At 71.4% G+C, this 17796-nt stretch carries 14 protein-coding genes; 8 read left to right on the forward strand and 6 right to left on the reverse strand.

Going from position 1 to position 17796, the window contains the following annotated elements:
* Nucleotides 1-2: 2 nt before the first annotated feature.
* Entirely contained in the window at nt 3-1562 is a 1560-nt protein-coding gene (locus tag HW837_RS23590) for an ABC transporter substrate-binding protein (RefSeq protein ID WP_045555533.1), read from the reverse strand.
* Nucleotides 1563-1962: 400 nt separating this feature from the next.
* Here HW837_RS23590 and HW837_RS23595 point away from each other — a divergent pair, with 400 nt between their 5' ends.
* Nucleotides 1963-2943 (forward strand): LacI family DNA-binding transcriptional regulator, encoded by a 981-nt coding sequence (locus HW837_RS23595; RefSeq protein WP_234442411.1) that lies wholly within the window; start codon nt 1963-1965, stop codon nt 2941-2943.
* 690 nt (nt 2944-3633) lie between these two features.
* Nucleotides 3634-4554 (forward strand): alpha/beta hydrolase fold domain-containing protein, encoded by a 921-nt coding sequence (locus tag HW837_RS23600; RefSeq protein ID WP_045555531.1) that lies wholly within the window; start codon nt 3634-3636, stop codon nt 4552-4554.
* Between the two features lie 85 nt (nt 4555-4639).
* Here the strand turns inward: HW837_RS23600 and HW837_RS23605 are convergent, their stop codons facing one another.
* Genes HW837_RS23605 through HW837_RS23615 form a run of 3 tightly spaced genes read right to left on the reverse strand, consistent with a single transcriptional unit; the run spans nt 4640 to nt 9419 of the window.
* Nucleotides 4640-7312, reverse strand: coding sequence for an alpha-L-rhamnosidase (locus HW837_RS23605; RefSeq protein ID WP_093789065.1), 2673 nt, complete (start codon nt 7310-7312; stop codon nt 4640-4642).
* Nucleotides 7309-8088, reverse strand: coding sequence for an alpha/beta hydrolase family protein (locus HW837_RS23610; protein WP_045555529.1), 780 nt, complete (start codon nt 8086-8088; stop codon nt 7309-7311). The genes HW837_RS23605 and HW837_RS23610 overlap by 4 nt, the downstream gene beginning before the upstream one ends.
* Nucleotides 8085-9419, reverse strand: coding sequence for an MFS transporter (locus HW837_RS23615; RefSeq protein ID WP_078853267.1), 1335 nt, complete (start codon nt 9417-9419; stop codon nt 8085-8087). The genes HW837_RS23610 and HW837_RS23615 overlap by 4 nt, the downstream gene beginning before the upstream one ends.
* Before the next feature lie 176 nt (nt 9420-9595).
* Here HW837_RS23615 and HW837_RS23620 point away from each other — a divergent pair, with 176 nt between their 5' ends.
* From HW837_RS23620 to HW837_RS23630, 3 genes are all read left to right on the forward strand, one after another.
* Nucleotides 9596-10603, forward strand: a complete 1008-nt coding sequence (locus HW837_RS23620; RefSeq protein WP_045555528.1) for a LacI family DNA-binding transcriptional regulator — start codon at nt 9596-9598, stop codon at nt 10601-10603.
* 530 nt (nt 10604-11133) lie between these two features.
* Entirely contained in the window at nt 11134-12102 is a 969-nt protein-coding gene (locus HW837_RS23625) for an alpha/beta hydrolase (RefSeq protein WP_093789131.1), read from the forward strand.
* Nucleotides 12103-12173: 71 nt separating this feature from the next.
* Entirely contained in the window at nt 12174-12503 is a 330-nt protein-coding gene (locus tag HW837_RS23630) for a hypothetical protein (protein WP_237270309.1), read from the forward strand.
* A gap of 31 nt (nt 12504-12534) precedes the next feature.
* Here the strand turns inward: HW837_RS23630 and HW837_RS23635 are convergent, their stop codons facing one another.
* Both HW837_RS23635 and HW837_RS23640 read right to left on the reverse strand, forming a co-directional pair.
* On the reverse strand, nt 12535-13029 hold the full coding sequence (locus HW837_RS23635; protein ID WP_045555526.1) for a MarR family winged helix-turn-helix transcriptional regulator: 495 nt from the start codon (nt 13027-13029) through the stop codon (nt 12535-12537).
* Nucleotides 13030-13249: 220 nt separating this feature from the next.
* Nucleotides 13250-14293 carry a LacI family DNA-binding transcriptional regulator gene (locus tag HW837_RS23640; RefSeq protein ID WP_045555525.1) on the reverse strand — a complete coding sequence of 348 codons (1044 nt, stop codon included), beginning with the start codon at nt 14291-14293 and terminating at the stop codon, nt 13250-13252.
* Nucleotides 14294-14647: 354 nt separating this feature from the next.
* Between HW837_RS23640 and HW837_RS23645 the strand changes: the two genes are divergently transcribed.
* Genes HW837_RS23645 through HW837_RS23655 form a run of 3 tightly spaced genes read left to right on the forward strand, consistent with a single transcriptional unit; the run spans nt 14648 to nt 17740 of the window.
* Entirely contained in the window at nt 14648-15595 is a 948-nt protein-coding gene (locus HW837_RS23645; protein ID WP_313895564.1) for a carbohydrate ABC transporter permease, read from the forward strand.
* Nucleotides 15592-16413 (forward strand): carbohydrate ABC transporter permease, encoded by an 822-nt coding sequence (locus HW837_RS23650; protein WP_045555523.1) that lies wholly within the window; start codon nt 15592-15594, stop codon nt 16411-16413. The genes HW837_RS23645 and HW837_RS23650 overlap by 4 nt, the downstream gene beginning before the upstream one ends.
* A gap of 55 nt (nt 16414-16468) precedes the next feature.
* The gene (locus HW837_RS23655) at nt 16469-17740 is read left to right on the forward strand and encodes an ABC transporter substrate-binding protein (protein ID WP_193380226.1); all 1272 of its coding nucleotides are present in this window, start codon (nt 16469-16471) and stop codon (nt 17738-17740) included.
* Nucleotides 17741-17796 lie beyond the last annotated feature (56 nt).

The following is a 17796-nucleotide window of genomic DNA, read 5'->3' on the forward strand; positions in this document are numbered from 1 at the left end:
CGTCAGCCGGTGGTCCACAGGGTGTTGGAGGTCAGCTGTGCGCCGCCCTCCGGGAACTTCACCCCGCGAAGCTTGCTGTTGTACATGGCGATCGTGTCGGTACCGGAGATCGGCAGGGCGAGCGCCTTGCGCACGATCACATCGGTGAGGTCCATGGACGCCTGCGCGCTGGACTTCGGGGTCGCCGTGGCGAGCCGCTCGAAGGCGGCGTCGACGTCGGGGTCGGCCACGCCGAAGACGTTCATGATGCCTCCCTTGCTGAAGGGCGGCTGCTGGGCGTAGAAGTTGGCCTCGCCGCCGGTGCCGGGCGAGAGCACGGTGGCCGCGTACTTCTTCGTCAGCAGATCGTTGATCCAGCCACCGAAGTTCGTGGCGGCGCGCAGCTTCAACGTGACGCCCACCTTGGCGAGTTGGTCCTGCACGGCCTGGACCATCTTGGTCGTCGAGGGGTCGAAGGACCCGTAGTTCACCGGGATGGTCAGGCCCTTGGCGTAGCCCGCCTCCTTCAGCAGCTTCTTGGCCTTGGCGGGGTCGTAGGAGTACATGTCCGCGGCGGCCGTGCTGTAGCCGTCGTAGCCGGGCATCTGCGGCTGCGCCACCGGGGTCCCGTAGTCCCCGTAGACCGCCTTCGTGATCGCGGCGCGGTCGACGGCGAAGTTCAGCGCCTGCCGGACCCGCTCGTCGCCGAGTCCCTTGACGACGGTTCCTTCGCGGTCGAGGAGGAACAGGCCCGCCCAGGTGGTGGGCTTCTGGAGCGTGGTGATCGCCTTGTCGCCCTTGACGGTCGGCGCCACGTCCGGGGTGCCGTACATGAGGTCGATCTGCCCGGACTTCAGGGCCTGCACCTGGGAGTTGACGTTGGGCATGACCCGGACGGTGATCTTCTTGAAGTGGATCGCGTCCTGGTCGTAGAAGTTCTTGTTCGGCACGTAGACGTAGTGGTCGCCGGAGACCGACTGCTTCGCGTCGTAGACGTAGGGTCCGGCGCCGAAGGTCGTGGAGGCCAGCTTCTTCGGTGCCTTGAGGCCGGCCGGGCTGATGATCGCGCCGCCCATGTACGAGGACGTGAACAGGGTGCCCATGTCGGGGTTGGGCGTGGGGCTGGTGACCACGACGGTCGAGTCGTCCGGGGTGGAGAACGTCAGCGGACGGAACCAGGAGACGGAGGGGCCGCTGCCCTTCTGGAAGTACTTGAACGAGTTGACGACGTCGGCGGCGGTGACGGGCGTGCCGTCGGCGAACTTCACGCCCTTGCGCAGGCGCAGCTCGAACTTGGTGTTCTTCTTGCCGACGTAGCCCCACTTGTCCGCCAGGCCGGCCCCGAGGTTGCCGTCGGGCTTGCGGGTCAGCAGCGTCGCGTAGGCGGGGTCCATGTAGTTCAGGAAGGGCCCGACGGCGACCGCTGAGGGATCCAGGCTGTTGGGCGCGGAGGACAGGGCGATGGTCAGGTCGACCGGGCCGGAGCTGTCGCTGCCGCTGCTGCTCTGTCCTCCGCCGCAGGCGGCGAGGGTGAGCGTGGCCACCACGCAGATCGAGGCCTGGAGTGCGGTTCTTCTCTTCATCGAGGGTCTCCGAAAGGAAAAGCGGGCCGGATTGGGGAGGTTGCGAGGGAGGGGGTACCGAGGCGGCCGGCCTGGTGGGCGGATCCGTCTGTGCTCGGTGGGAGGCCGGCGGGAGGGGCTGCCGGTCGGGGAGGGCGATGCCGAGTCGGCGGACGAAACCCCTCGCGACGTACCCGGAGGGTCACTCCGTCTCGTGGGCGTCGCGGGGCGTCTGCTTCAATGTCGGCGATCGGATGAGTCGGTAGGGCGTCCCATCGCGAAACCTCGCATCATCGCTACTTGGAGTAGCTTTAACGTGTCGCTAACACGTTAAAGTGGGTGCCCGTAAACTAACTGTGTCTCCTGCGTCGCGCAAGAGGTTCGTGGAAGGTGGTCGTCGATGGCACCGCGAGGCGCGAGAGTGACGAGTGCGGATGTGGCCCGCGAGGCCGGTGTGTCGCGGGCGACGGTGAGCTTCGTCCTCAACAACACCGCACACCAGAAGATCACCGATGCGACCCGGCAGCGCGTCCTGGACGCGGCCCGCAAGCTGGGCTACGCCCCCTCCGCCGCGGCCCGGACCCTGCGCTACGGACGCTCCGACGTGGTGCTCGGCCTGCTGCCCGACTGGCCGCTCGGCTATGCCACCGGCCTGCTGGTCCAGGAGCTGACGCTCGCGTTCGCAAAGCGCGATCTCACGTTCGTCGTCCATTCCAGCATCCGCGGCGCTCGTCCGCTGGGTGAGATCTGGAAGGCTCTCACCCCGGCCGCGGTCCTGGCATTCTCCCCGTTCTCCGAGGCCGACCATTCCGCGATGCGGACCGCGGGCACCGAGGTGATCGCCGCGCTGTACGAGGACACGGGGCTCGGCGAGGAGGAGGGCATCACGAGTGCGAACGCCATCGGTGCCATCCAGGCCCGGCATCTGGCCGCCTCCCACCGACGTCTGGGGTACGCGTATCCCGACGACGAGCGGGTCGACGTCTTCGCCAGACCGCGCCTGGACGGTGTCCGCAAGGTCTGCGCCGAGCTGGGACTGCCCGCCCCCGAGGTCAGGGTCGTCCCGCTGACCCCGGGCGCCGCCGCCGAGGCGGTACGGTCCTGGCTCGCCGCCGATGAGCCGGTCACCGGCATCTGCGCCTTCAACGACGACGTGGCCGTGAGCGTGCTGTCCGGTCTGCGGCAGCTCGGCCTCGAAGCGCCCCGGGACATGGCGGTGGTCGGCGTCGACAACACGCCTGCCGCCGCGGTGTCCTGGCCGCCGCTGACCACGGTCGTCCAGGACCTGCCGGGGATCGCCGAGCTGTACGCGGACTCGGTACGGGCGGCGCTCGACGGCACACCGGTCACCGGGATGCACATGGAGCCGAGCATCAGGCTGGAGATCCGCGGGTCGGCCTGAGGGGCCGGCCGGTCGCGGGGAGGCGAGGACGGGGAGGCGGGCGCGAGGCGGCCGGTTCCGTCCGGGGGCGGGGGCGGACGGGGGCCGGTCGCGAGGTGGCTGCTGCGAGAGGCCGTTGCGAGGAACCCGGGGACGAGAGGCCGGGAGCCGGCGGGAGCCGGGAGCGGCGAGAGCGCCCCGAGCCGGCCGCGTCGCCCCCGCCACGCCGCCTCGGCGTACCGGTCAGCGTGCTCCAGGTGTGCCCCTTTACCGCTCCCGAAGGACGCCAGGTCACCCCTCCTCGGGCGTGCCCCGGCACCGCTCCCGAAGGGCTCTCCGTCCCCTTCCCCGGGCCGGGCTGGCCACCGCTCCCGAAGGGCGCTCGCCCCTCCCGGGTGGGGCCGCCCACCGCTTCCGAAAGGCGCCCGGTCACCCTTCCCCGGGCCGGGCTGGCCACCGCTCCCGAAGGGCGCTCGCCCCTCCCGGGTGGGGCCGCCCACCGCTTCCGAAAGGCGCCCGGTCACCCTTCCCCGGGCCGGGCTGGCCACCGCTCCCGAAGGGCGCTCGCCCCTCCCGGGTGGGGCCGCCCACCGCTTCCGAAAGGCGCCCGGTCACCTCTCCCCGGGCCGGTCCGGGCCGCTCAGGGCCCGGCTCACCCCCCCCCACAGGCTCACCCACAGGCCCACCCCGACATCACCGAAAGAGGTCACCATGCCCCTGGACCCCTATCTCGCGGAGCGACTGCACCTCATCGCCGGCCTCGCGTTCACTGATCTCGCCGACCCGGACGCGCAGGCGCGGTTCGGCGCGTTCCACCGGGATCCGGCGGAGTGGACCCAGCCCGAGGTCGTCGTCGAGGACCGTGAGATACCCGGACCGCACGGCCCCGTGCCGGTGCGGACCTACACGCCCGCCGAACCCGCCTCCAGGGCCGTCCTGTGGGCGCACGGCGGCGGTTTCCTCGGCGGCGACCTCGACATGCCCGAGGCGCACGTCGTCGCGGCCGAACTGGCGGCGCGGACCGGGGCCGTGGTCGCCTCCGTCGACTACCGGCTGGCGACGGGCGGTGTCCTTCACCCCGTCCCGCCGGACGACGTCCACGCCGCGTGGCGGTGGCTGCGGACCGAACACGCCGCCGACGCCGAGCGGGTGGCCCTCGGCGGGGCGAGCGCGGGCGCGGCGCTGGCGCTGTCGGCCGCGCTGCGGGACCGCGACGCGTCGCTGCGTCCGGCCGATCTGCTGCTGCTCGCCTACCCGTTCACGCACTTCCCCGTCCCGGCCCTGGACAGCGCCACGGCAGCCGAGATGGCGGACTTCCCGCCGACGATGCGATTCACCACGGCGGACATCGAGTTCATGGTGGAGAACTACGTCGGCCGGCTCACCGACCTGCCGCGCGAGGCGCTGCCGGGCGCCGCCCCGCTGCACGACCTCCCGCCCGTCCGCGTCATGATCTCCGAGTACGACGACCTGCGGCCCTCGGCCGAGCTGCTGGCACGGCAGTTGACCGCGTCCGACGTCGACGTCACGACCTACCTGGCCGCCGGCATGCCGCACGGCCACCTCAACCGGACCCCGGCACTCGCCGAGGTCGACCGGTCGCTGGACTTCTTCGCCGACGCCCTGCGCTGAGACAGGGAAGAGCGGCCCGCCGCGTGTCAGGGAGCAGCGGGCCGCTCGTGTGCGGGCCCGGTCGTGGGACCGGGCGTGCAGGAGCCTAGGCCGACGGGCTCCCGGGGTGCGTGGCTCGATGGGCCGAGGCCGGACGCAGGGACAACAGATGGCTGCCGGAGGCGAGTTCGCCGACGGGCTCGGCGGGCCGCCAGCCGTCGGGGGCGCTGAACCGTCCGGTGGTGCCGGGCGGCAGCACGGCCCGCACCGTGAGGGTGTCGTCGCCGATCGACCAGGCGACGGACGCGGTGCCGTACGGGGTGACGACCGAGGCCTCGGCGGAGGTGATCGTGGCTCCCGGGCGGGGCGCGAACTCCATCGTGCGGTAGCCGGGGGAGACGGGCCGCAGCCCCGCCACCGACCGGTGGAGCCAGCCGGCGACGGCGCCGTAGGCGTAGTGGTTGAACGACAGCATCGTGCCGGCCTTCTCGACGTCGACGGTGCCGTCGGGACGGATCGCGTCCCACCGCTCCCACATGGTCGTGGCGCCGCGGTCGACCTGGTGGAGCCAGCCCGGACACTCGGGGTTGAGCAGCAGCTCGTACGCCTCGGCCACATGACCGGAGTCGCCGAGGGCGGGCAGCACGAACGGCGTGCCCAGGAACCCGGTGGCGATCCGGCCGCCGCCCGCGCGCACCAGGGCGGCCAGCTCCTTGGCGACGTCGGCGCGCTCACCGGCGGGCGCGATGTCGAAGCAGAGGGCGAGCGCGCAGCCCGTCTGGGTGGTGCGGGCGTGGTCCCCCCACTTGAGCCAGGCGGCCTCGGCGGTACGCCGGTGCAGGTCCGCGTAGCGTTCGACGTCGTCCGGGCGGTCCAGGACGCGGGCCGCGTCGGCGAGCAGCCGGGCGCTGTGCGCGACGAACGCGGTGGCGACGTACCCGGAGTCGGTGGTGGCACGCGCCGGGTCCTCCGGAGGCGCGGAGGGGTCGAGCCAGTCACCGAGTTGCGCGTTGCCGCTCCAGGTCCCGTCCTCGTCGAGGTGGGCGACGGTGAACTCGACCCAGGCGCGCATCGCCGGGTAGTGACGCGCCAGCATGCCTGGCCGGCCGTACGCCTCGAAGAGCGCGGTCGGCACGACGGTGGCGGCGTCGCCCCAGCCGGCGGCGGCTCCGGCGAACGGCAGCTCGGCGGGCGGGAGTTCACCGAGCGGTACGTCGGGGACCACCAGCGGGACCGCGCCGTCCGGCCGCTGCTGGATGCGGAGGTCGGTCAGCCAGCTGTCGAGGAAGGAGGCGCTGTCGTAGGTGGCGCAGGCGGTCGGGGCGAAGGCCATGATGTCGCCGGTCCAGCCGAGCCGTTCGTCCCGCTGCGGGCAGTCGGTGGGCACGGCGAGGAAGTTGCCGCGCTGGGAGCGTACGACGTTGCCGTACAGGGTGTTCACCCGGTCGTCGGAGCACCGGAACTCGCCGATGCGCCGCAGGTCGCTGGCGACGACCTCGGCCTCGACCGCCTCGACCGTCACCCCCGGGGAGGCGACGATCTCGGCGTACCGGAAGCCGTGGAAGGTGAACTCCGGGGTCAGCTCGGCGCTGCCGCCGGCCAGCGTGTACTGGTCGGTGGCGCGGGCGCCGCGCAGGATGCTCGTCAGCAGGCGGCCGTCGGCGTCGAGGACCTCGGCGTGGCGCACGGTCACGGTGGCGCCGCGGGGGCCGTCGACGCGCAGCCGCAGCCAGCCCGTGAGGTTCTCGCCCGCGTCGACGGCGAGGGTGCCGTCGGGCAGGGTCCGCAGCTCGGGCCGGAGGAGCTGGACGACGCGCACGGGCGGATGGGCCCGCTGGGCCAGCCCGTTCGGCAGGGGCAGGACGGCGACCGGTTCCCAGTCGGTGTCGACGAAGCCCGGCAGACGCCAGCCGTCGGGTTCGTGGCGCAGGTCGCGTTCGCAGCCGTCGTACAGGTCCGCCGCGAGCAGGTCGCCGTAACCGCCCCTCCAGTGGCGGTCGGTGGTGACCATGAGCCTGGTCCCGTCGGCCAGGTCCACTTCGAGCTGGGCGAGCAGCGCCGTCGTGTCGCCGTAGACGTCGCGGTTCTTGTGCCAGGTGAGGTGGCCGCGGAACCAGCCGTCGCCGACGGCGGCCGACAGCGCGTTCGCGCCGGCGCGGAGCAGGGCGGTGACGTCGTAGGTGGCGTAGAGCAGCCGGTCGGGGTAGCTGGTCCAGCCCGGTTCCAGGAGGTCCTCGGAGACGGCCTGGCCGTTGACGGCGGTGCGGTGCACGCCGAGCGAGGTGACGTACAGCCGTGCGGAGACCGGCTCCGCCGGGAGGTGGAACTCCCGGCGGAGCAACGGCACGGGGCCGGGGGAGGTACGGCCCCGGTCATCGGGCAGGTGGACGGGGCGGGCGGCCCAGTCCACGTCGTCCAGCAGCGCGCCCTCCACCCGGGCGGTGTCGCTCCACCGCGTCCACCCGAGGTCGGTGCGGACCCGGACGCGCCAGTACCGGACCTCGCGACTGGCCAGCGGCTGTGCGGGCCAAGGGAGGTCGGTGACCGTGTCGGCCACCACCTCCCCACTGGACGTGGCGTGATCGAAGGACGGGCCGGTCGACACCTCGATCTCGTAGGCGTGTTGCAGGATGCCCGGCCGTTCGCCGGAGAGCGACCAGGACAGGCGTGGCATGGCGTACGCGGTCGCGACGAGACCGGAGTCGTCCGCCGTGCGCAGGTCGGTCACCGAGGTCGCGGTGTCCGTCGCGGGGGGTGGCGTGGGACCGGACGTGTTCATCGCAGGAGGTGCCTCTGGAAGAAGCGCAGCGTGGACCCGTGCAGTGCGGTGCGGTGGGGGATGCTTCCCCAGTCGTGTTCCGCGCCTTCGACGATCTCCAGTTCGGCGTTCTGCCCGTAGTGGTCCAGGTAGCGGCGCGCGTACTCCACGGGTGCGATGTCGTCCTTGTCGCCGTGCAGGATGTGGACCGGCCCGGTGTACGTGCTCGACCGTCCGTAGACGTCGAGGCCGGCGATGTCCGCGACCAGCGCGGCGCTCATCCTGTGGCCGCCTGCGTCGACGTAGCCCTTCTCCGCTATCTCGGGGGCGAGTTCGCGGCCCTTGAGGTATCCGCTGCCGATCTCGAACGGGGCGACCGCGGCCGGGGACCACAGGCACAGCGCGGTGATCCCCGCCCCCTCGTCGCCGGCCGTGATCCCGGCCACCACCCCGCCCATGCTCATGCCGACCAGGCCGATGCGGTCCGGGTCCACGAAGTCGAGGGTGCGGACGGTGCCCAGGACCGCGCGGGTCTCGGCGATCTCGCCCGTGATGGTCACGTCGAAGAAGTCGCCGTCGCTCTCCCCGTGGCCGGAGAGGTCGAACCGCACCGACGCGATGCCTTCGGCCGCCAGCAGCCGTGACATGGCGACGAAGTTGGGCAGTTCGATCCGGTTGGAGGTGAAGCCGTGGACGAACACCACCGTGGGGTGGCGGGTCTCCGGCGGGCCCTCGGGGATGTGCAGCGTGGAGCGCAGCGTCAGGCCTGCGTGACGGAAATCGTGGTGACGGATCAAGGCGCTGCCTTTTCGGTGGTGTCGGGGAGGGGAGCGTTGCTCGGGCCGGCGGGCTCCACGGGCCGGACGGCGTCGGCGGGCTCCTCGGACCGGGCGGCCCGGGCCAGACGTGGCACCCAGACCAGACCGATGACCGCGGAGACCACGGTGGCGCCGAGGAGCAGGCCGAAGAACAGCCCGGTGTGGCCCAGTGCGAGTGCGGGCGTGCCCAGGGCTGCCAGACCGGCGAGAGCGCGGGTGAAGGCCATGGTCACGCCGGTCGCGGTGGCCCGCAGCAGGGTGGGGAAGAGTTCCTGGGACCAGATCTTGTAGATGGACTCACCGGCGAAGGCGTTGCCCAGGCCGGAGACCAGCATGACGGCGACCAGGGTGAATTCGCCGGGCCCGAACAGCGCGGGCAGGGCCCAGGCGACGACGATCAGGGCGGTCCCGGCGGCGAACCAGACCTGCCGGGCGGGTCGGTCGACCACGCGCATGAACACCAGTCCCGCGACGAACCCGACCGGGAGTCCGAGGAGCGACAGCTGCGAGTACCGTGCGACCTCCCCGTCGGCCAGAGAGGTCCACAGGAAGGTGCCGAACTGTCCGAGGGTGTTCGCGCCGAGGTTCCAGGTGGCGTAGTACAGGCCCGTCGCGAGCAGGGCGTAGCCGGTCGGGGCCCGGAAGAGATCCCGGACGCGGCCGAACTCCACTGTCTCCGCAGGGGAGTTGGGGCTGGTATCGGCGGCCTGTCGCGCGGCCGCCCACTCGGCCGACTCGCTGAGGGTGAGCCGCAGCAGCAGGACGACGACGGCCACGACCAGCAGATGGGCGAAGAGGACACGGCCGCCGAGCATGCCCTCCGCTCCCATGAAGGAGCTGAGCATGAGGGCGGCGACGATGCCGGCGAGCCAGAGCATGCCGGAGAACACCACCATGGTGCCCTTCTTGCCCTCCGGTGCCTCCTCGTTGACGAGCGCGAGCGACACGGGGAGGTCCGCGCCGATGGCGAGACCGGTGGTGATCACACCCGCGAACAGCAGGACGGGGCTCGCCGCCACCAACAGCAGCAGGACACCGACGGCGTACAGCACGAGCGAACTGGTGAAGATCGTCCGGCGGCCGAACCGGTCGCCCAGCCGGCCGCCGAAGAGCGCGCCGACGGCGAACGCCAGGGTCTGCAGTCCCAGCAGCGATCCGATGGTCCCGGGGGCGAGTTGCAGCGGAGCGGCGTAGTAACCGCCGATGGCGATCCCCGAGGTCACCAGTGCGGCCGAGTCCAGATAGGACGCCATGCCGGCGAGCGTCGCGGTCTTCCAGGGATTGCTCGTGCTGAGTGTGGGGCGAGACATGGGTCCTCTTCGCTGAGTACCGGGGACTGCTCGTGTGGGGGGAGTGCCGGGTACGGCCGCCGAGAGCAGCTACGCAGGGTTACTTAAACGCGCCACTTAAACGTGTAGGTTGACTGAGCGGGTAAGCTAGCCCGCGATCACGGGGTTTGGCAAGAGGTCTGTCAGAGGGGGGATGCATGGCTGGGACGTCCAGAGGCAGACGGGTGACGAGCGGCGATGTCGCGAAGGAGGCGGGAGTCTCACGGGCCACGGTCAGCTACGTCCTGAACGACTCCCCGCACCAGAAGATCGCCGAGGCGACCCGCAAACGGGTGTGGGAGGCCGCGGCCCGGCTGGGCTACGCGCCCTCGGCGGCGGCCCGCGCCCTGCGCACGGGACGTTCCGACATCGTGCTCGGAGTGCTGCCGGACTGGCCGATCCACCATGTGCTCGGTCGGCTCATCCAGCAGCTGACCAACGCCTTCGCCGAACACGAGCTCACTTTCCTCGTGCACTCCTCGGCGCAGCCCGCCCGGCCCCTGCGGGAGGTCTGGAAGGCCCTCACCCCGGCCGCGGTCCTCGCCCTGAACGAGTTCCCCGAGAGCGAGGCCGAGGCCATGCGCGCGGTCGGCATCGAGGTCGTCATGGCGATGCACGGCACGCCCTCGCAGGACCTCCACCCCCCACTGGTCTCCGAGCAGCCGATCGGCGCGCTCCAGGCCCGGCATCTCGCCGCCTCGCACCGTCGCCTCGGCTATGCCTATCCGGATCTGCCCCGCCTCGATGTGCTCGCCCAGCCCCGGCTGGCGGGCGTCCGGCAGGTCTGTGAGGAGCACGGTCTCCCCGAACCCGTCGTCCGCGCCGTCCCGCTGGAGCTGGACGGTGCCGCGGAGGCGGTGAAGGCCTGGCTGGCCGCCGACCCGCCGGTGACGGGCATCTGCGCCTTCAACGACGACATCGCCATGGCCGTGCTGCTGGGCGCGCAGTCCCTCGGGCTGGACGTCCCGGGCGACCTCGCGGTGATCGGCGTCGACGACATCCCCAGTTCCGCCCTGCTGCGGCCGTCCCTGACCACGGTCGTCCGCGACACCGACACCCTGGCGCGGGGCCTGGCCCACCGCGTCGTCGAGGCACTCGACCGGAAGGAGACGCTCACCACACGGATCGAGGACCCGCTCAGCATCGAGCAACGGGATTCGACCTGAGTGCTCGCCCGCGCCGGCGGTGCCCGGGTGTGCCGGGCCGGAGCCGGTGCCCGAGCAGCCGGGACCGTCGCGCTGTGTGAGTGGCCGGCGGTCGCGCTCGCCGGGGGACCGGAGGTCGCGCTCGGTGAGGGGCTGGACGGTGGACCGGACAGCCGGTTACGGTTCCGCCCGTCCCCTCGGCGCACGGTGGCCCGGGGCGGGGCGAGCGGGGTGTGGCCGGCCGACGATCCAAGGCCGCCGGAGCGAGGCCGAACGCCCTGTCGGAGGACGACCACAGACGTTCTCGCCGTGAGCACCCCCCGCCCCGGCTCCGCGGTCTCAGCGCCGGGCACTCGGAGAGCGGGGCGAGCACCGCCGTCTCCTCGGACCGCGGCCGCGAAGCCGCCGGCTCCGGGGCCGGCACGCCCCCACGCCGGCGTACCGCGCCGGTGCCCCACGCCTTGCGTACCGCGCCGGCGCCCCACGTCGGTTACCCCTGCTCCTTCGCGGGAACCGCGGTCACGTCGACGATCAACTCCCAGGAGATCCAGATGACCACACCCCCTCCGCCCTTCGACCCGGAGCTGGCCGCCGCTCTCGTGGAACTCGGCGACCAGGTGCCGACCAGCGCGACCCCGGAGGACATCCCCGCGGCGAGGGAGCGGCTCAACCGCGACGTCCCCCTCCTGTCGAACGACGAACTGAGCTGTGGCGGGCTCTTCGACGTCCACGAGCGGTCCGTGCCCGGCCCGCCGGGCGCGCCGGACGTCTCCCTGCTCATCTGCCGGCCCACCTCCGTGCCCGGCCCCCGCCCGATCGTCTACTTCACCCACCCCGGCGGCATGATCGTAGGCAACAACCGCCTGGGTCTGCCGCTGGACTGGGCCGAGGAACTGGGCCTGGTCGTGGTGTCGGTGGAGTACCGGCTGGCTCCCGAAAACCCGCACCCGGCACCCGTCGAGGACTGCTACGCGGGTCTGCTGTGGACGGCGGCCCACGCCAAGGAGATCGGCGGCGACCCCGACCGCATCGTGCTGGCGGGCGGCAGCGCCGGTGGTGGACTCGCCGCGGCCCTCGCCCTCCTCGCGCGGGACCTCAAGGGCCCTCGTGCCATAGGCCAGTTGCTGATGTGCCCGATGCTCGACGACCGCAACGACACATCCTCCGCCCACCAGATGGCCGGGCTCGGTGTCTGGGACCGCACCGCCAACGAGACCGGCTGGAACGCCCTGCTGGGCGAGGCGCGCGGCACCGACGACGTGTCGCCGTACGCCTCTCCCGCCCGCGCGGCCGACCTCTCGGGTCTCCCGCCGGCCTTCATCGACGTCGGGTCGGCCGAGACCTTCCGGGACGAGGACGTCACCTACGCCACCAGGATCTGGCAGGCCGGAGGACGCGCCGAACTGCACGTGTGGCCGGGTGGTTTCCACGGCTTCGACGGCATCGTGCCGCAGGCCGCGCTCTCGGTCGACGCCCGGGAGGCCCGACTGCGCTGGCTCAGGCGGCTGCTGGGCGAGTGACGGAAGTGAGGGCCCCGGCGGGTCGCGCCGGCGTGCGCTGATCAGGAGCGCTGCTGAGGACCGCCTGCTTCTTGGCTTCGGCGTGGTCTCGGCAAGCGGCCCGCACGCGACGGCCACGCGCGCGTCCAGCCACGCCTCCGCCGCGTCCGCCCGCACCCCGCAAGCCGGAGAACTCGTACGGATACGGCTGGAGCCTGCGCGACACCCCGGACGGCCGGCTCGCCTGGCGCGACGGCGGCAACGACTGGTCCCTGGGGCTGCTGAGCCGGTCGCTGCGCGACGGCGTCCTCGTGTTCCGGATCAGCAACCACGCCTACCGCGACGGGAGATGGAACCTGGAGGACCAGGCGGAGAAACTGACCGTGGGCATCGCGGACCGCGTCCGGGCGGAGGGCCACTGACCGATCGCCGGTCCCCGTCGCGCCGGTGGGGTCAGGGCAGTCGGGGGAGTACGTCCCTGGCCGTGTGGCTGAGGATGCGCAGGTCCTCCGCGAACCGCGCGCGATCCGCCTCCGGGAGCGGGTTCAGGAAGTACTTCCTGATGTTCTCGACGTGGACATGAGCGGCGCGCACCGTGGTCTCCTCGCCCAGCGGGGTCAGCCGCACCAGCTTCCCGCGCCGGTCGGCGGGGGACTCCGCCCGGGTCACCAGACCCGCCGCCTCCATGCGGTCCACCAGCCGGGTGGCGCCGCCGGTGGTGAGCACCTGCTCCTGGGCGACGGCCCGCATGGACAGCCCCGGCTCACCCGCTCGCCCGAGGATCAGCAGCACCTCGAACATCAGATGGCTGATGCCGCACTCGACTTCGAGGGCCCGCCCGAGGATGTACTCCAGCCGGTTGGCCGCCCCCTGCAGCCGCCCGAACGCGAGGACGAGTTCGTCGTCGGCGGCCTCCTTCGCCGTACTGATGTTCGCCTGCTCACTCACGGCCGTGCCGCCCCTCTCCCGGTCCCGATCCAGATCCCGACAGCCACCGTACCGATCATGCCGGGGTGAGGGGGCGGGGGAGACCCGGCGCCCCGCTCGGTCACGAGCGTCTCCCGTCCCTCCGCCGCGTCGACCGGTTCTCGCCCCAACGATTGGGTAACGTTTCCCAAAAAGATCCGTACATCGGCGGCCGATGGCCGGCGACTCCCCGCCCCGGGGGTCACTCCGTGGAGCGGGCCGTGGACCGGCGTGCCACCAGCCGGGGGGAGAGGATGACCTTGGTCGACGGGCGGGCGCGGTCGGTGATCCGTTCCAGGAGCAGGCGTACGGCGTTCCGGCCCATCTCCTGGCCGCACTGGTCGACGCTGGTGAGCGAGATCGGGCCGTAGGCGGCGAACGTGGTGTTGTCGTAGCCGGCCACCGAGAGGTCGCCGGGCACGGACAGACCGGCCTCGGCCACCGCGTCGAGCACGCCCAACGCGGCGATGTCCGCGCCGGCGAAGACGGCCGTCGGCCGGGCGTCGGACGGGCGGGACAGCAACTCCTGGGCCGCCCGGTGACCGCCCTCCTGGCTGTAACTGGTGGAGATCACGTCGATGAGATCGTCCAGTCCGTGCGCCCTCATGGCCTGCCGGTACCCGTCCGCGCGCCGGGCGTTGGGCATCTCCGCGAGCCGGGTCCGATCGGTCTCGTGGTGCTCCACATGGGCGATCCGGCGGTGCCCGAGAGCGACAAGATGACCCACGACCAGGGCCGCGCCCTCGATGTCGTCGTCGGCCACGGTGTCGTACGCGGCGGAGGAGCCGTGGCGGCCGACGACCACGGTGGGGACCGCGCCGGCGACATGCTCCAGGTGGGCGCGCGACGAGACCGGGGCGACCAGTACGAGGCCGTCCATGCCCCGGTCGATCATCGCCTCGGTGACCCGGGCCTCGGCCTTCTCCCCGTTGCAGCCCGGCCCCAGGAGCACCTGGTAGTCGGTCTCCTCCAGCGAGTCGGTGATGCCGTCCAGGATCTCCGGGAAGAACGGGTTGCGGATGTCGGGCAGCATCACGCCGATCGTGTAGGTCTGCCCCCGCAGGGCGCGGGCGCCCGCGTGCGGCCGGTAGCCCAGCTCCTCGATCGCCCGGCGCACTCTGGTCTGCATCTCGGGGCTGGCCCCGTAGGCGTTGCGCAGCACCTTGGAGACGGAGGTGACGGACACCTGGGCGTGCCGCGCGACATCGACGATGGTGACCCTGCGCTGCTGTGCTGTCGGCTCCATCCGGTCCTTGCCTCTCGGGGATCGTCCGGCCGCAGTGTAGGCCGGAACGCGCAGGTCGAACGAGTGTCCGGGTCTCATGGGGCGAGAGTGCCGGGGGCGCGGGCGGCGCCGGCCGTGTGACGCCGCCGCGATGCGCGCGACATCTTGACGTCACGCGGGACGCTCCTTAAGGTCTGGCCACACCCTTTGGGAAACGTTACCCAAATCCGTGGCGATTCCCATGGCCCGACAGCGGGCCGCTCCTCCATTCAGCACCGCACGGCGGTCGCGCGGCCGGACCCGTTCCACGCCGACGAGGACCGGCGGATCGAGACAGCAAGTGATGTGAATCGTTTCAAGAGAGGGGGTTCGTCGGTGGCTCTGGTCCCGCACAAGCGGCTCGTCGACAAGGACCGGCCTCCGGTCGCAGCACCGGACACACGGCCCCGGGCCGCGCGCAACGCCCCGCCGTGGTGGTTCGCCCTGCCGGCGATGCTGCTCTTCGCCTTCGTCGTCCTGGTGCCGAGCGTCCGCGGCGTGTACTACGCCTTCACCGACTGGGACGGGCTCGACCTCGACTTCTCCTTCGTCGGCCTGGACAACTTCGCCGCCATGCTCGACGACCCGGACGCCAAGCAGGCCGTCTGGCACACCCTGCTGATCGCGGTGACGATCACGGTCGTCCAGAACGGACTGGGGCTGCTGCTGGCCCTGGGAGTCAACTCCGCCATCAGGTCCCGCAACATCCTGCGCGTGTTCCTGTTCGCGCCGGCCGTGATCACCCCGATCGTGACCGCCTACCTCTGGCGGAACCTGCTCGGCCCGGACGGCGCCGTCAACAGCCTGCTCGCCGCGGTGGGACTGGGCGGATCGCGGCAGGACTGGCTCGGCGACCCGGAGCTGGCCCTGTGGTCGGTGGTGGGGGTGACCGTGTGGCAGTACGCGGGCTACTCCATGGTCATCTTCCTGGCCGGGCTCCAGTCGGTGCCCAAGGAGATCCACGAGGCGGCGTCCATGGACGGGGCGGGCCCGGTGCGCCGCTTCTGGTCGGTGACCAGGCCGCTGCTGGCCCCGGCCCTCACCATCAACCTGATGCTGTCGATCATCGGCGGGATCAAACTCTTCGACCAGGTCTACGCGTTGACGGGCGGCGGGCCCGGACACGCGACCGACACCATCTCGACCCTCATCTACAAGGACGCCTTCACCCTGGGCGAGTTCGGCTACAGCATCGCGCTCGCCGTCGTCCTCACGATCATCGTGGCGGTCGTCTCCGCCGGTCAGTACGCCGCCCTGTCCCGCAACGAGAGGGCCGCGTCATGAACCGCTACGGCCGCCGCACCCTGGCGCTGGAACTGGCCATGATCGCCGCCGCCCTGTTCGTCGGCTTCCCGGTGTACGTCCTGGTCAACCTCGCCGTACGCCCCGCGTCGGACACCTCATCGCCGATCAGCCCGACCACCTCGCCCACCCTCGACAACTTCACCCAGGCCTGGCAGCAGGGCGCGCTGGGCGGGGCCCTCGCCAACAGCCTGCTGGTGACGGCGTGCAGCGTCGTCGTCGTACTGGCCGTGTCGTCGCTCGCCGCCTACCCGCTGGCCCGGATCACCGCCCGCTGGTCCCGGGGGACGTATCTGACGATCCTCCTCGGCCTCGCCCTCCCCTTCCAGCTCGCCTCCCTGCCGCTGTACCAGACCATGCGCGACCTGGGTCTGCTCGGCACCCCCTGGGCACTGGTCCTCTTCTACGCCGGCCTCCAGGTGCCGTTCACCGTCTTCCTCTACGTCGGCTTCCTGCGCGCCCTGCCCGGCGACTTCGAGGACGCGGCCCTGATCGACGGCTGCACACCCCTGCAGAGCTTCCGGTACGTGGTCCTGCCGATGCTCAAACCCATCACCGTCACGGCCCTCGTGCTCAACACGGTCGCCGTGTGGAACGACTTCTTCACCCCGTTGCTGTACCTCAGCGGCAGCGCCCAGCAGACCCTGCCGGTCGCGATCGCGGGCTTCGTCGGCCAGTACGTCACCGACTGGAACCTCATCTTCGCCGCGCTGGTGATCAGCATCCTGCCCGTCCTGCTCGTCTACTTCGTGCTGCAGCGCAGCATCATCAACGGCTTCGCGGGAGGGCTGAAGGGATGACCCCGACGCCCGACCGTCCCTCACGTCCGGTGGCACCTTCCCCGAGGGGGATCTCATGAGAACACGTACACTCCCGGTCCTGATCGCCGCGATCACGTCCACGGCGGTCCTCGCCGCCTGCAGCGGCGGCACCGAGGCGGGCTCCGACAGCGGCTCGGGCGGCTCGAAGACGCTGACCGTCGCCTCGGTCGACCAGGGCTCGATCGAGGACGTCGTCAAGGCGTTCGAGAAGGCCAACCCGGGCGTCAAGGTCCGGTACACCACCAGCGGCGCCGACCAGTACCAGCAGCAGATCCGCACCCAGCTGTCCTCGGGCACCGCGCCCGACGTGATGTCCGTCTGGCCCGGCAACGGCAACCCGGCCGCCACGTACGTGCTCGCCAAGCCCGGCTATCTGCGCGACCTGTCGGACCGGCCGTGGGCCGCGAAGCTGCCGGACGCGATGAAGTCCGTCGCCCAGTACGAGGGCAAGACCTACACCGCGGTCTTCGGGCAGAACGGCATCGGCGCCGTCTACAACGAGGAGGCCCTGAAGAAGGCCGGACTCACCGCCCCCGACACCTGGAAGGACCTGCTGGCCTTCTGCAAGGCCGCCAAGGCCAAGGGCACCCCCGCCTTCGCGCTCGGCAACCAGGACAACTGGGTCACCCAGCTCGTCCAGTACTCCCTCGTCGCCACCACCGTCTACGGCGAGGACCGGGACTTCGACAAGCAGATGCAGGCCGGCGAGGTCACCTTCGCGAAGTCGCCGTGGGCCACCGCCCTCGACAAGTACATGACGATGGAGAAGACCGGCTGCTTCCAGAAGAACCCGCTGGGCACCAACTACGAGGCCAGCCAGCAACTCGCCGCCACCGGCAAGACCCTCGGCATCGTGCAGGGCAACTGGGTCATCGCCCTGCTCAAGCAGAAGAACCCGAAGGCCACGTTCACGCTCAAGGCACTCCCGGCCACCGACGACCCGGCGCAGACCCTGATACCCGCCGCCGCGGGCGCCGGATACGGCGTCAACGCCAAGGCGAAGAACGAGGAACTGGCCCTGAAGTTCGTCGACTTCGTGATGTCGGCCAAGGGCATGAACACCTTCGTCAAGAAGCAGGGCGGACTGCCGTCCCTGTCCGACACCGGCTTCGCGGCGGACCCCTCGCTCGCCGAACTGTCGGAGTTCATCAAGTCCGACCGCACCGTCCCCTTCATGGACCAGCTCTGGCCGAACCCCAAGGTCCAGCAGACCATGCTGAGCGGACTCCAGGAGATCTTCAGCGGACAGTCCACGCCCGAGAAGCTCCTCGACGACATGGACGCCGACTACAAGTCCGGCAGCTGACCGACGGCACCCAGGCCGACTGAACGAAACGTTTCGACCGACAGCGAACAACCGAC

Origin of the sequence: Streptomyces caniscabiei (genome assembly GCF_014930365.1) — a bacterium.
In the GTDB taxonomy this organism is placed as follows: Bacteria; Actinomycetota; Actinomycetes; order Streptomycetales; family Streptomycetaceae; genus Streptomyces; species Streptomyces caniscabiei.